Genomic DNA, 13,261 nt, shown 5'->3' with positions numbered 1-13,261 from the left:
AGGAGCCAAACCATGCTCAGCCATCGCCCGCTTCTTTTCGCTCTGCAAGGCAGTGAGGACTACGCAACCGCTGTCGCGCAGCGACTGGGCTGCGCGCTGGCGCTCCATGAGGAGCGCGACTACGAAGATGGCGAGCATAAATGCCGGCCGCTCGATTCGGTTAACGGCCGCGAGGTTGTGGTGTTCCATTCCCTGTATGGGGATGACCGGCAGAGCGCCAACGACAAGCTGTGCCGCCTGTTGTTTTTTTGCGGTGCGCTCAAGGATGCCGGCGCTCGCCATGTGCAAGTCGTTACGCCTTACCTTTGCTACGGACGCAAGGATCGCCGCAGCCAACCACAGGACCCTACGATCACGCGTTACGTGGCGACCCTGATTGAAGCCTGCGGCATCGATCGTCTGATGGCGCTGGAAGTGCATAACCCGGCGGCGTTCGACAATGCCTTTCGTATTCCCGCGCGGAACGTGCAGTGTGCAGAATTGTTCGCCCGTCACTTCGCCAGGCATGTCGGTGATGCCGATGTGGTGGCGGTATCCCCGGACTCCGGCGGCGCCAAGCGCGCCGAGCAGTTTCGCCAGGCCCTCGAACGACAACTGGGGCGTCCGGTGGGCAGTGCGTTGATGGAAAAACACCGTGTTCACATGACGTTGACGGGCACCCTGCTGGTCGGCGACGTCGCGGGCAAGACCGCCATTGTGTTCGACGACCTGATCAGCACCGGTGAAACGCTCAAACGTGCCGGCCTTGCCTGCCAAAGAGATGGGGCGGCGCGGATATTCGCCGCCGCCACCCATGGTTTGTTCACCAATGGCGAGCAGCTGTTTGACCCGCCGTTGTTCGAGCACATTGCGATTGCTGACGGCATACCGCCATTTCGCCTGTCTACCGATTGTGTGAAGCAGCACGTGCACGTCATCGACAGCACCGCCCTGATCGCCACTTTGCTCGCGGAAAATGGCGCATTTGAATGCGATTAGGCAGGTGCATCGGGCTTGGCCGTGAAGATCAACCCATCCAGCGAATCACCGGCTCCCTGTGCGCAACAGGCACCGGGCTGGTCTCCGGATAGCCGACGATGATGGGCGCCACTGGCGTCCACTCGGCAGGCAGACCGAGGGTCTTCTTGCCCTGCGGCGTATTGAGAAAGCCTTGAGCGAAACCGATCCAACAGCTACCCAGCCCTTCGGCATACGCGGCAAGCATCAGGTTCTCGGCGGCCAGCGAGCAGTCTTCGACGATCCACTGGCCCGGCATATTTCCAGAAATGAGGATGAGCACTGGCGCGTGGTAGAAAATCTGGAAGTCTTCGTCCGTCAGCAACCCATGGAAGTGCCCGGAGTGCGGGCCGGCCGACATTGTTGCGAGCATGTAGGCCTTTGCTTCACGGGAGATCCGGTCCAGCAGTTCCTGGTCACGAATCACCGTGAACGTCCAGGGTTGCTGGTTTACCGCACTGGGCGCCAGGACGGCGGCATTGATCAAACGACGAATGATTTTTTCATCAACCGCTTCAGTCGTGTATTCGCGCGTCGAGCGCCGTCCGGAAATGGCCTGGTCAATGTTCATGAATGCGTACCACAAAATGGGGTCGTTCCATAAAGTCGGCCAGGCATGGGCACCTGCTGTTGATTTAGATCAATTCAACGCTGAACCGGCCTTTCGTTTCGTCCGAAGTCTCGCCCACGGCAGTGCGAGACGACCTCGTACGAATTTGATCTGCATCAGAAGGACGCTGTGCGCGCGCTGCACACTGAATACGCCAGGCACGCTTTCGCGAGAGGGGCAATGCGGGTGGAAATGACTCGCGCAGGAGCACTGACATGTGCGTAAAACTCAGGCTGCATCGCCACGGCAGGGCTACGCTGCGGTGGCTGATGGGCGTCGCGCTGCTGTGCATCGGCGCACTGGCCTGGGGAGCCGACAGCGCCGTGCAGCGCGTCGAGCCGCGTGTGACGATACTGGTTTACCACCGTTTTTCGGACTCGGCGGATGACTCGATGACCGTGCGCATGAGCACCTTCGAAGCCCAATTGCGTGTCCTGCGCGAGCATGGCTACCAGATCGTGCAGTTGCGCGAGGTCGTCGACTGGCTGCGCACCCCGGATGCAACGCTACCGCCCAAGCCAGTGGTGATCACCGTCGACGACGGGCACCGTTCGGTCTACGAAAAACTGCTGCCGGTGCTGCTGCGCGATCGGTTCATGGTCACGCTGTTTATCTACCCGTCGGCGATATCCAATTCGTCCTATGCCATGACCTGGGGGCAATTGCGTGCCCTCAAACAGACCGGGCTGGTGGACATCCAGTCGCACACCTTCTGGCATCCCAATTTCAAGGTCGAGCGTCGACAGCGCACGCCGGCGGATTTCCAGCAATTTGTCCGCATGCAACTGAGCAAATCGCGGCAACGTCTCGAAGCGCAAACCGGTGCGCAGGTCGACATGCTCGCCTGGCCGTTCGGTATCTACGATGACGAGTTGATCAGCCTCGCCACAGCCGAAGGCTATACCGTCGGCTTGACACTGGACGCCCGCAAGGCCGACCGGCACGCACGGCTGCTGGCACTGCCGCGCTTTCTGATGACCGACGCCTACGGCGCAAAAGCGTTCGCCCGCCTGCTCGGTGAACCCGACACCCCGCCCGTGTCCGCAACGGGGAACTCACCATGAGCTTGCCGCGCCTGTTGAAGCCTCGGGTGATCCCGGCGTTGTTTGTCTTCACCGCCCTGCTGGCGGGTCAGGCCCTGGCCATCAGCGGCGTCGTACTCGACGCCAGTACCCGGGATCCATTGGCCGGCGCGATCGTCACGACCTCGGCGGGTGTAACGCGAACCGACGAGCAGGGGCGATTCGACATCGATGGCGCGAGCGAAAGCGTCGCGGCCCGCGCTCCGGGTTATCTGCGCAGTGAAGCCAAGGTGTCCGACGAAACGTCCGTGACACTGGCGTTAACCCCCTTTCGCCCGAAAGCCGTTTACCTGTCGGTGTTCGGCGTGACCAGCGCGACCCTCCGCAACAGGGCCGTCAGCCTGGCCGACCATACCGTGATCAATGCCCTGGTCATTGACGTCAAGGGCGACCGCGGCCTCACCCCTTACCGCAGTGCAGCGCGCGAGGCAATTGGCGCGGCGGCTCGCGCAACCACGCGCGTACCCCATGTGCGTGACTTTCCTGCGCTGGTTGCCAGGTTGCACGCACAACACCTGTACCTGATCGCACGGATCGTGGTGTTCAAGGACGATCCGCTCGCCGACGCCCATCCGCAGTGGAGCGTGCACACCGCCGACGGCACACCCTGGCGCGATGGCGAAAATTTGCAATGGATGGACCCGTTTTCGCAGGACGTCTGGCAGCACAATCTTGATGTCGCCGAGGAAGCGGCGCGGATGGGCTTCGATGAAGTCCAGTTCGACTATGTGCGCTTTCCAGACAAGACTGGCCTGCACTTTGCCCGGGCCAATACCCGGGCCAATCGGACCGAGGCGATCGTCGGCTTCCTTGAGGCTGCACGCACCCGGCTTGCGCCCTATAACGTCTTCGTCTCCGCGGACATCTTCGGCTACGTCTGCTGGAACTTCGACGACACCGCGATCGGCCAGCAGATCGAATTGCTCGGCGCACCGCTCGACTATATTTCGCCGATGCTGTACCCGTCGGGCTTCACATGGGGGCTGCCGGGCTTGACCGATCCGGTGAGCGATCCCGGCCAGATAGTCAGGCGTTCCCTGGCCGAGGCGATGCATCGCACCCGTCTGCCGGGGGTGCGTTTTCGTCCGTGGCTCCAGGCCTTTCGTGACTATGCGTTCGATCATCGCCTGTTTGACGCGACGGCGATCGGGACGCAGATCAACGCTGCCGATGCCGCTGACTCCGATGGATGGATGCTATGGAACCCACACAATCACTACGACGCCGCCGATCTGCCCCAACGTTGATCGGAACGCTGATACGCCGGGCCGTGCTGGTTGGCCTGTTGACGGCCGCGACAATCGCCGGCGCCGTCGAATTCGATGCGCCCGCGCGTCTGCAAGTCGCACGGATCGTCGAGGGGCAGATCGCCGCCGGACGCCTGCCAGGGGCCGTCGTGCTGATCGGCGATCCCACCCATGTGCTCTATCGCCAGGCGTTCGGGCAACGCGCGACCCTTCCTTTTCCCGAGCCGATGACACTGGATACCGAGTTCGACCTTGCGTCGCTGACCAAGGCCATCGCCACCACTACCGCAGTGATGCAGCTGGCCGAAGCGGGCCGTATCGATCTGGATAAACCCGTTGCTCACTATTGGCCTGCCTTTGCCCTGCATCGCAAGAACGCGGTCACCGTGCGTGAGTTGCTCGCGCATACGTCGGGGCTGCCGGCGGATCTGCCTGCGCGGCCCGCAAAAGCCGGACGGGAAGCGGTGTTGAGCGCCATTGCGGCACAGAGCCTGCGTAGCGAACCCGGCGAGCGGGTCATTTACAGCGACCTGAATTTCGTGGTGCTTGGCGAGTTGGTCGAACGCATCACCCACCTGCCACTCAACGCTTACTGCCGGATTCACATTTTCAGCCCATTGGGCATGCGCGATACCGTTTTCCTTCCGGACCCAGCGCGAGCGGCACGCAGCGCCCCTACCCTTGCCAATGACACCGGCACCCTGCGCGGGCACGTACACGACCCGACGGCGCGCTGGATGGGCGGCGTTTCCGGCAATGCCGGGCTGTTTTCCACCGCCGACGACCTGGCCCGCTTCGCGCAGATGATCCTCAACCAGGGGCGCGCGGGAAGTACCCGGATTCTGCGGCCCGAGAGCATCGCTGCCCTTGCCGCCCCTGCCTCTGCGCTCGCGTCCACGCCATGGCGCGGCCTCGGCTGGGAACTGAGCGCACCGCTCGTGCAGAATCATGACCGTCTGCCGCCGATCGGTGTCATCGGCCACACCGGCTACACAGGTACCGGCCTGTGGATCGATCAGGTCACACGGCAGTTCATTGTCATCCTCACCAACCGCGTGTACCCGGACGACCACGGTGACGCTCGCCCCCTTCGCGCGCAGTTGCTCGCGCTGCTAGCAAGCCGCGCCGCGCCGGCAAGCGTCGCGCAAATCGGCCAAGTGTTGCCGTCAGCATTGCCGGCGCTGCAGGCCGCCGCTCGACTGCCGACTTCCACGGGCCCGGTCCAGGTCGGTATCGACGTACTGCAAGCCCAACAATTTGCTCCGCTCGCCGGCCTGCGGGTGGGTTTGGTCACCAATCGCAGCGGCTTCGACGCCCGGGGCAGGCGCACCATCGACGTACTTGCCCATGCACCAGGGGTCAGGTTGGCAGCGCTGTTCTCGCCGGAACACGGGCTTGATATCGATGTCGACGAGCGCGTCGGTGACACCCGTGACACCGCCACCGGCCTCACCGTACACAGCCTCTACGGCGCCACGCAGCGCTTCCCGGCGCAATCGCTGCAGGCTCTGGATGCGTTAGTGTTCGACATCCAGGATGCCGGCGTGCGCTTCTTCACTTATGAGACGACGCTCGGCTATGCGCTCGAGGCCGCTGCGGCCCGGGGCATTGCGCTGTTCGTGCTCGACCGGCCCGACCCGCTGGGTGCGCAGCGATTCGGCGGCCCGGTGCTGGACAGCCGCCACCCATCGTTCACCGGCTACTTCCCGGCGCCGCTGCAACCCGGCATGACGGTCGGTGAGCTGGCGAGCCTGTTCAATCGCAACAAGCACATTGGCGCGGACCTGCGCGTCGTGCCGATGCAGGGCTACCGACGCGCCATGACGTTTGCCGACACCGGCCTGGGTTGGGTACCGCTTTCACCGAACCTGCGCACGCTGAGCCAACTCGACTTGTACCCGGATGTCGCATTGCTCGAAGGCGCGAATGTGAGTGTGGGACGCGGCACACCGCATCCGTTTGAATGGATCGGCGCGCCATGGATCGATGCGAAGCGGCTGGCATCCGCGCTGAATGCGCTTGGGGCTGGCGCGCATTTCGAGCCGGTCGATTTCGTCCCCACCGAGGCCACGTGGCGCGGTCAGCTCTGTCACGGGGTGAGCATCACCCGCGATCCGGCGGCCGATGCCGTGCCGGTGGCAAGCCTGGGATTATCGTTGCTTGCCACCCTGCACGCGCTCTATCGCGACACCTTCGACTTTGCGGCAACCCGCGATTCGGTCGGCTCGCCCACCGTGTGGCAAGCCATTCGCGACGGCGCTACACCGCAGGCAGCACAAGCACTCGACGCCGCGTCGCTCGCACGCTTCGCGCGACTTCGGCAGCAGAACCTGCGTTATTGAGCCCGCGAAGAAACCACTCGGTCAGTTCGCCAGCACCGCTCAAATGCGCGCTGGCGCGGGGTTGGACTTTTGCTCGAGGTAGCTGATGAGCTTCTCCAGAGTGTCCACGTGCTGGTAGTCGCTTTCAGCAATGGCAATTCCCAGGCGCCGGTTCAGCGCCTCGATGAAACGAAGCCAGTCCATGGAGTCCAGATCAACCTCTTCGCGCAGTGACCTGTCGGCACGCAACAGCTCGGTCTCCAGTTCCGGAGCAATGCCCTTCAAGGCACTCAATACTTCATTGCGGATCATTTGCCGGTCCATGTGTCCTCTCCTCAAAGAGCCTCCGGGGATTGCAACAAGCGGCGGACTTCGCTCAAGAATCGCGCGCCATAATGCCCGTCGCTGACTCGATGATCGGCGGACAGACTGCTGATGACCGTCGGCATGACACACAGCTGTCCATCTTTTACCCAGGGCCGTTCGCTGATCCGACCGAAGCCGACCAACGCCACTTGGGGTGGGTAGATCACGCCCAAAACGCTGTCCACGCCCTGATCGCCGAGTTGAGTGACCGTGATCCCCGCACCGCCCAACTCGGAGCTGCGCAGGGACCCGCTGCGGGCACGTTCTACCAGGCTGGCCAGTTCACCCATCAAATGAATCAGGGGGGTGTCGGCCACACGATGCAGGACCGGGGCAACCAGCCCGCCCTGGCGCAAGGTGATGGCCACCCCAAGGTCAGTATCGGGTGCTGGCGTGAACGCATTGTCGCGCCAGAAGCCGTTGAGCTGAGGATAGTTGCGCAGGGCCAGCGCCACCGCTTTGAGCAGCAATACACTGGGCAGCAGGCGCTCCTGAAGCGTGCTTTGCGCATTGTGGACCTGCAGCCAGGCCATGGCGTTATCCAGGGCGATCGTGTTGCTGAGGTAGTAATGGGGAATCTCGCGTTTTGAACGACTCATGGCCGCAGCGATCGTGCGACGCATGGCCTGCTCAGGGTCAGGCGTGGGCGCCACACGCGCCGCTGTTTCAATGTCTTCCAGGGTAATGACGCCCTGTGGACCATGGCCTTTCAATTCACCGGTACTGATTCCCAACTCGGCAGCACGCTTGCGCGCCGCGGGAGAAATCCGCAGGCGCCGCTCAGTGGACGGTTGCTCTTCGATCAGCAACGGCGCGGGCGACGCTGGTCGTTGCACACTTTGCGCACTTTCACCCGGTTCCAACAACCAGGCAATGGCGGTACCGACAGGGACCTTGGCCCCGATATCGATCAGCAGTTGCAAAACCGTGCCGTCATGCCAGCACTCCACGTCGATGGCCGCCTTGGCGGTATCGACGACGGCGATGACCTGCCCCGGTTTGACCACATCGCCCGGCTGGACTTTCCATTCCAGCAACTTGCCTTCATCCATATCCGCGCCCAGGGAAGGCAGTTTGAATTCGATCATGGTGCTCCCCCTGACAGGCCCTGGCACAGGGCATGCGCCGCCGCAACGATGCTCGACACTTGTGGCAGTGCCGCCTCTTCCAGATGCCGGGGATAAGGTATCGGCACCTCGGCGCTGCACACCCGTGCCGGCGGCGCATCCAGCTCGAAGAAGGCTTGTTCGATGATCCGCGTGATGATCTCGGCGGACAGGCTGCCACTGCGCCATCCCTCATCGACCACCAGGGCTCGACGGGTCTTGCAGACGGACGCCATCAGCGTCTTGTCATCCAGAGGGCGCAGTACCCGCAGGTCGATAACCTCGCAATCAATGCCCTCCCCGGCCAGTTGTTCGGCGGCCTCCAGGGTTTTGCCGAGCATGCCGCCATAAGTGATCAGGCTCAGGTCCTTGCCGGCGCGGCGTACCTTGGCGCAACGGATGTCCACGGCGCCCCACTCGCCTGTATCGCCCTCCAGATTGTAGAGCTGGGCATGTTCGAATATCAGCACCGGGTCCGGGTCCGGGTCCAGCAGCGCGGGCCAGAGCATGCCGCGCGCATCTTCGACGGTCGCCGGTGCAAGGATTTTCAGCCCGGGAATATGGGCGTACCAGCCTTCCAGGCTGTGGGAGTGTTGCGCTGCAAGCTGACGTCCGGCACCGGTCGCCATGCGCACGACCAAGGGCACGGAAAACTGCCCGCCGGACATGTGCCTCAAGGCGGCAGCGGTATTCATCAGCGGGTCCAGGGCGAGCAGGCTGAAGTTCACGGTCATGATTTCCACAATCGGCCGCATGCCGCCCAAAGCCGCGCCGATACCGGCCCCCACAAAACCCAACTCGGACAGCGGCGTGTCGCGAATGCGCTCAGGGCCGAACGCTTCAAGCAAACCCAGTGAGACGGCGTAGCTGCCACCGTAGCGACCGACGTCTTCACCCATCAGAAATACCCGCGGGTCCCGCTGCAACGCTTCACGCATAGCCTCGCGCAATGCTTCGCGATAGGTCATTCGGATGCTCATGGTGTCGCCCCCGGTGTGTACACATCACGGGACAGATCCTCTAGCGGTTCCAGAGTGCCGCTCTCGGCAAAGGCAACGGCGGCCTCCACTTCAGCGTCCACCTGAGCCAGGATCGCCAGAAATCCAGGTTCGTCCAAAAGGCCTTCTGCCTTGAGTTGGGCGCTGTATGTATGAATCGGTCCACGGAGCTTCCATTGCTCTACCTCTTCCTTGTCCCGGTAAAGCTGTGGATCGAACATCGAGTGAGCACGGAACCGATAAGTACGAAACTCCAGGAAAAAAGGCCCATGCCCGGCGCGGATGTGTTCAACCGCCTGACACGTTGCTTCATACACGGCCACCACGTCCATGCCATCCACAGACCGGTTGTCGACGTTGTACGCCGAGGCCTTAGCACACAGGTCGGTTTGCGATTGTGAACGCTCCAGGGCAGTCCCCATCGCATAGAGATTGTTTTCGCAGCAAAACAGCATCGGCAGTTGCCACAATGCGGCCAGGTTGATGGACTCATGAAAGGCCCCTTCGGCCATCGCGCCTTCGCCAAAGAAACAGGCACACAGGCGCGATCCACCCTGCATGCGCTCGGCGAGCGCCAGGCCGACCGTCAGGGGCAAGCCACCTGCCACGATGGCGTTTCCGCCGAAGAATCGTGTATCGGCATCGAACAGATGCATGGAACCACCACGCCCTCGCGAGCAGCCTTCCTGGCGACCATACATCTCGGCCATGATCGCGTTCATTGCAACCCCCTTGATCAGGGCGTGGCCATGCTCTCGATACGTCGCGACCACCGCATCGTTGTCGGCCAGTGCATGTAGAACGCCGACGGCGACCGCCTCCTCGCCGATGTACAGGTGCAGAAAACCACGTATCTTGCCCTCCCCATACAACTCACCCGCCCGCTCCTCGAGCCGGCGGATGCGTACCATGTCCCGTAACAGGTCGAGAGCGAACTCCGGGGCCAGCCGTGGCAGGCTCATGACGGACGCTCCATGCTGGACGTGTCGCCTTCAGGCAAACCCAGTTCCCGGGCCTTGAGCAGACGCCGCATCAGCTTTCCGCTGCGGGTGTGCGGCAGTGCCTCGACAAACTCCAGCTCCTTGGGCGCTACGACCGCTCCCAGGCGCTTGCGTCCATGACCAAGCAACTCGTCGTGCAGGGCCTGGCTGGCAGTGAAACCGGCCTTCAGTGAAACAAAGGCCTTCACGGTTTCACCCAGCAGCGGGTCGGGCTTGCCAATCACCGCGGCCTCCGCCACGGCCGGGTGCTCCATGAGGGCGCTTTCGACTTCGAACGGACCGATCAGGTGCCCGGCCGACTTGATGACATCGTCGCTGCGGCCAATAAACCAGTAGTAACCATCGGCATCGCGACGCACCAGGTCGCCGCTCAGATACCACTCTGCGACAAAGCAGCGACGATAGCGCTCCTCCTGCCCCAGGTAGGTTCGGAACATCGCAGGCCATGGCTGCTTCAAGGCAAGATCACCGACCTCGTTGTCCCCCAGAAACACCAATTGCCCTTCGTCGCCCCGGGCCACGATGGCTGCTTCTACGCCCGGCAGCGGCTTGCCCATGGAGCCTGGCTTGATGGGCATGGCGACCGTGTTGGCGATCATGATGCCGCCGGTTTCGGTCTGCCACCAATTGTCGTGGATTGGCAGCCCAAGCACCTCTTGGCCCCACCAGACGGCCTCGGGATTGAGCGGTTCGCCGACACTGGCAATGAACCGCAGGCTCGCAAAGCGATGGCTGCGCGCCAGCGCTGCACCGGCTTTCATCAACAGGCGAATAGCCGTAGGGGCTGTATACCAGACCGTTACCTGTTGTTTCTCAAGTATCCGGTACCAACGCTCGGCATCGAACTCACCGCCCTCCACCACACTGGTGACGCCAAGCAACAACGGCGCAAAAATCCCATAGGACGTCCCGGTCACCCAGCCCGGATCGGCCGTGCACCAATAGACATCGTCGGGGTGCAGGTCCAAGGCATATTTTCCGGTGACGCGGTGGGTCAGCACCGCACCATGAACATGCAACACGCCTTTCGGGGTGCCCGTCGTGCCGCTGGTGAAATGTAAGAGTGCGGGGCTGTCGCTTGTTGTCGATGCGATGGTGAACGCCTCTTCTGCCTGTGCCAGCAGTTGATGCACATTCAGCGTCCCTTCCAAAGGCGCTATCTCCCCACCCCGTTCGTCATACAGCAGAACATGCTTGAGTGCCGGCAAGCGCTCGCGAATAGCCGCGACTTTGCGGCGGTAAAGGCTTTCGCTGGTCAGCAACACACTGGCTTCGCCAAGACGCAGGCGGGTTTCTATGGGTTCCGGGCCGAATGCGCAAAATAATGGCGACACCACGCAACCCAGTTTCAGGCCCCCGAGCACACCGAGATAGAGCTCCAGCCCTCGGTCACAGAGCACAAACAATCGCTCGCCGGGCATTACACCCAGCGTGTTCAATACGTTGGCAAAACGGTTGGTCTGTTTGCTCAGTTGGGCGTAGCTGATGTCGCGACCGCTGCCATTGCGATCAAGAATGCGCAATGCCGTATGCAGTCGATTCTTGCCCTGCGCGTGCCGATCCACGGCTTCAAAGGCTAGGTTCAAACCGCCTCCCGGCAAACCAGCCAAAGCGCCAGCTTCGCTCTGCCATGAAAAGGCCTCTCGCGCTTGCACGCTATCGATCCAATTCGGCGTCAACGGCAAGTTCGCCAGGGTTTTCTCAATGAGCGGCGGATGCATGATTGCCCCCTTCAGTCGCGTACTGTTCAACCGAGTCAGCCACCCTGGCGGGTGCCCACTCATCGCCATCACTCAGGAAACGCCGGCTGGGCGGGTGATTCCTTTTCGGGAATGTCGGTGATGGTCGCCTCGGTCAACAGCAGGATGCTGGCGACTGAAACGGCATTTTCGAGGGCGATGCGCACCACTTTGGTCGGGTCGATAATGCCGGCTTCGTACATGTCCACGTAGCGATTGGCGGACGCATCGAAACCAATGTTGCCGGGTTCGGCCAGCATGCGCGCGACCACGACGCCAGCATCCACGGCCGAGTTCTCGGCAATGAGCCGGGCCGGCGTTTCCAGTGCCCGACGCAGAATCTGCAGGCCGGTCCTGGCATCTCCCTCATACCGCGCTTCCTCGGCGGCGATGATCGGCACGGCCTTGAGCAGTGCCAGCCCTCCTCCCGGAACAATGCCTTCCGAGATCGCTGCCCGCGTCGCGCTGATGGCATCATCGAGTGCATCTTTGCGGGCTTTCATTTCTGCTTCCGAAGGCGCACCGACACGAATCACCGCGACACCGCCGGACAACCTCGCCAAACGTTCCTGGAGTTTTTCACGGTCGTAATCGCTGGTGGTGCTGTCGATTTGCGCACGGATCTGCTGCAGGCGCGTTGCGATGGCCTCGGTGCTGCCTGCACCGCCAATCAACGCGGTACTGTCCTTTTGCACCACGACTCGATGCGCTCGCCCCAACTGGCTCAACTCCATCTGTTCAAGGGTGATGCCCAGGTCATTGGACGCCACCGTTGCCCCGGTGAGAATGGCGATGTCCTGGAGCATTTCCTTGCGTCGATCACCAAAGCCCGGTGCTTTGATCGCTACAGCCCGCAGGACACCGCGTATCTGGTTGACGACCATCGTCGTCAACGCTTCACCTTCGATGTCGTCGGCGATCAGCACCAGCGGCTGTCCGCTTTTGGCAATGAGTTCAAGCAACGGCAGCAAGTCTTTGAGGGCACCGATCTTGTGGTCACAGAGCAGCAGGTAGGCATCGTCGAGTTCGACCTGCATCTTTTCGGCGTCCGTGACGAAATAGGGAGAGACATAACCCCGGTCAAAACGCATCCCTTCCATGACCTCGACCACGGTTTCGGTTGTCTTGGACTCCTCGACGCTGACGACGCCTTCAACGCCGACCTTTTCCAGCGCGTCTGCCACCAGTTGACCGATCACGGCATCGTTATGCGCCGACAGCGTGGCGACCTGAGCTTTTTCCCTGGGTGTGCTGACCGGGCGCGACTGGGCTGCCAGTGATGCCACGACCAGCGACAGCCCCAGATCCAGGCCGCGCTTGAGGTCGATCGCACTGGCACCGGCAACGACGTTGCGTATGCCATCGGCCAGGATGGCATGGGCCAGTACCGTTGAGGTACTGGTGCCGTCCCCGACCGCTTCGCCTGTGCGTTCCGCCGCTTGTCGCAGCATTTGGGCGCCGAGGTTTTCCTCGGGATCGAGCAGGTCGATGCGCTTGGCGATGGTCACGCCGTCATTGCAAACCGTCGGATTGCCCCATTTATTCTGGATCAGCACCGATTTCGATTTCGGTCCCAGCGTCACGCGTACGGCGTCCGCCAACTGTGTGGCGCCGCTCAGGATTTTCTCGCGAGCAGTCGCGCGAAACACGATTTTGCTGTGGGCCATCAGGGTGTACTCCTGCCAGTTCGCTAACAAATGCCTTCCTGCAGCTTGTAGGAAATGCCCCCTGAGACCTTGACTTTTATCAACAATGTCGGCCCATCGCCGCGCCCTTTTCGGCACCTCCGCAGGTC

Annotated in this window: 11 protein-coding genes; 4 read left to right on the top strand and 7 right to left on the bottom strand. The window is 62.2% G+C overall.

The features are described from left to right. Nucleotides 1–12: 12 nt before the first annotated feature. Nucleotides 13–978, top strand: a complete 966-nt coding sequence (locus F7R06_RS00860; RefSeq protein WP_090322562.1) for a ribose-phosphate diphosphokinase — start codon at nt 13–15, stop codon at nt 976–978. 28 nt (nt 979–1,006) lie between these two features. Here F7R06_RS00860 and F7R06_RS00855 read toward each other — a convergent pair whose 3' ends face one another. Then, nucleotides 1,007–1,567 (bottom strand): nitroreductase family protein, encoded by a 561-nt coding sequence (locus F7R06_RS00855; protein ID WP_090322564.1) that lies wholly within the window; start codon nt 1,565–1,567, stop codon nt 1,007–1,009. A gap of 254 nt (nt 1,568–1,821) precedes the next feature. On the opposite strand from F7R06_RS00855, the gene F7R06_RS00850 reads away from it, so the two are divergent. The 3 genes from F7R06_RS00850 to F7R06_RS00840 are packed head-to-tail and all read left to right on the top strand — an operon-like array spanning nt 1,822 to nt 6,277. After that, on the top strand, nt 1,822–2,670 hold the full coding sequence (locus F7R06_RS00850) for a polysaccharide deacetylase family protein (RefSeq protein ID WP_090322566.1): 849 nt from the start codon (nt 1,822–1,824) through the stop codon (nt 2,668–2,670). Beyond that, the gene (locus tag F7R06_RS00845; protein WP_090322569.1) at nt 2,667–3,935 is read left to right on the top strand and encodes a putative glycoside hydrolase; all 1,269 of its coding nucleotides are present in this window, start codon (nt 2,667–2,669) and stop codon (nt 3,933–3,935) included. The genes F7R06_RS00850 and F7R06_RS00845 overlap by 4 nt, the downstream gene beginning before the upstream one ends. Then, nucleotides 3,887–6,277 carry an exo-beta-N-acetylmuramidase NamZ domain-containing protein gene (locus tag F7R06_RS00840; protein ID WP_245706700.1) on the top strand — a complete coding sequence of 797 codons (2,391 nt, stop codon included), beginning with the start codon at nt 3,887–3,889 and terminating at the stop codon, nt 6,275–6,277. Before F7R06_RS00845 ends, F7R06_RS00840 begins: the two co-directional genes overlap by 49 nt. Before the next feature lie 39 nt (nt 6,278–6,316). Here F7R06_RS00840 and F7R06_RS00835 read toward each other — a convergent pair whose 3' ends face one another. From F7R06_RS00835 to groL, 6 genes are all read right to left on the bottom strand, one after another. Continuing rightward, a complete protein-coding gene (locus F7R06_RS00835; RefSeq protein ID WP_090322574.1) occupies nt 6,317–6,580 on the bottom strand; it encodes an acyl carrier protein in 264 nt (87 codons plus the stop codon). Nucleotides 6,581–6,591: 11 nt separating this feature from the next. Next, on the bottom strand, nt 6,592–7,710 hold the full coding sequence (locus F7R06_RS00830) for a dihydrolipoamide acetyltransferase family protein (protein ID WP_090322577.1): 1,119 nt from the start codon (nt 7,708–7,710) through the stop codon (nt 6,592–6,594). Further along, nucleotides 7,707–8,708, bottom strand: coding sequence for an alpha-ketoacid dehydrogenase subunit beta (locus tag F7R06_RS00825; protein WP_090322579.1), 1,002 nt, complete (start codon nt 8,706–8,708; stop codon nt 7,707–7,709). Before F7R06_RS00825 ends, F7R06_RS00830 begins: the two co-directional genes overlap by 4 nt. Then, nucleotides 8,705–9,688 (bottom strand): pyruvate dehydrogenase (acetyl-transferring) E1 component subunit alpha, encoded by a 984-nt coding sequence (gene pdhA, locus F7R06_RS00820; protein WP_090322582.1) that lies wholly within the window; start codon nt 9,686–9,688, stop codon nt 8,705–8,707. The genes F7R06_RS00825 and pdhA overlap by 4 nt, the downstream gene beginning before the upstream one ends. Next, a complete protein-coding gene (gene acsA / locus F7R06_RS00815; RefSeq protein WP_090322585.1) occupies nt 9,685–11,448 on the bottom strand; it encodes an acetate--CoA ligase in 1,764 nt (587 codons plus the stop codon). The genes pdhA and acsA overlap by 4 nt, the downstream gene beginning before the upstream one ends. 68 nt (nt 11,449–11,516) lie before the next feature. Further along, entirely contained in the window at nt 11,517–13,133 is a 1,617-nt protein-coding gene (groL, locus tag F7R06_RS00810; RefSeq protein WP_090322588.1) for a chaperonin GroEL, read from the bottom strand. Nucleotides 13,134–13,261 lie beyond the last annotated feature (128 nt).

The sequence above is a fragment of the Pseudomonas moorei genome (assembly GCF_008801475.1).
Classification (GTDB): Bacteria; Pseudomonadota; Gammaproteobacteria; order Pseudomonadales; family Pseudomonadaceae; genus Aquipseudomonas; species Aquipseudomonas moorei.
Note: the sequence above shows the minus strand (reverse complement) of the source record. Positions and strands in the feature narration are given on the sequence as shown.

What these genes read in the sequence shown, in the direction of transcription:
- F7R06_RS00860 (WP_090322562.1), top strand. Translation starts at nt 13, where the DNA reads ATGCTCAGCCATCGCCCGCTTCTTTTCGCTCTGCAAGGCAGTGAGGAC.
- F7R06_RS00855 (WP_090322564.1), bottom strand. Translation starts at nt 1,567, where the DNA reads ATGAACATTGACCAGGCCATTTCCGGACGGCGCTCGACGCGCGAATAC.
- F7R06_RS00850 (WP_090322566.1), top strand. Translation starts at nt 1,822, where the DNA reads ATGTGCGTAAAACTCAGGCTGCATCGCCACGGCAGGGCTACGCTGCGG.
- F7R06_RS00845 (WP_090322569.1), top strand. Translation starts at nt 2,667, where the DNA reads ATGAGCTTGCCGCGCCTGTTGAAGCCTCGGGTGATCCCGGCGTTGTTT.
- F7R06_RS00840 (WP_245706700.1), top strand. Translation starts at nt 3,887, where the DNA reads ATGGAACCCACACAATCACTACGACGCCGCCGATCTGCCCCAACGTTG.
- F7R06_RS00835 (WP_090322574.1), bottom strand. Translation starts at nt 6,580, where the DNA reads ATGGACCGGCAAATGATCCGCAATGAAGTATTGAGTGCCTTGAAGGGC.
- F7R06_RS00830 (WP_090322577.1), bottom strand. Translation starts at nt 7,710, where the DNA reads ATGATCGAATTCAAACTGCCTTCCCTGGGCGCGGATATGGATGAAGGC.
- F7R06_RS00825 (WP_090322579.1), bottom strand. Translation starts at nt 8,708, where the DNA reads ATGAGCATCCGAATGACCTATCGCGAAGCATTGCGCGAGGCTATGCGT.
- pdhA (WP_090322582.1), bottom strand. Translation starts at nt 9,688, where the DNA reads ATGAGCCTGCCACGGCTGGCCCCGGAGTTCGCTCTCGACCTGTTACGG.
- acsA (WP_090322585.1), bottom strand. Translation starts at nt 11,448, where the DNA reads ATGCATCCGCCGCTCATTGAGAAAACCCTGGCGAACTTGCCGTTGACG.
- groL (WP_090322588.1), bottom strand. Translation starts at nt 13,133, where the DNA reads ATGGCCCACAGCAAAATCGTGTTTCGCGCGACTGCTCGCGAGAAAATC.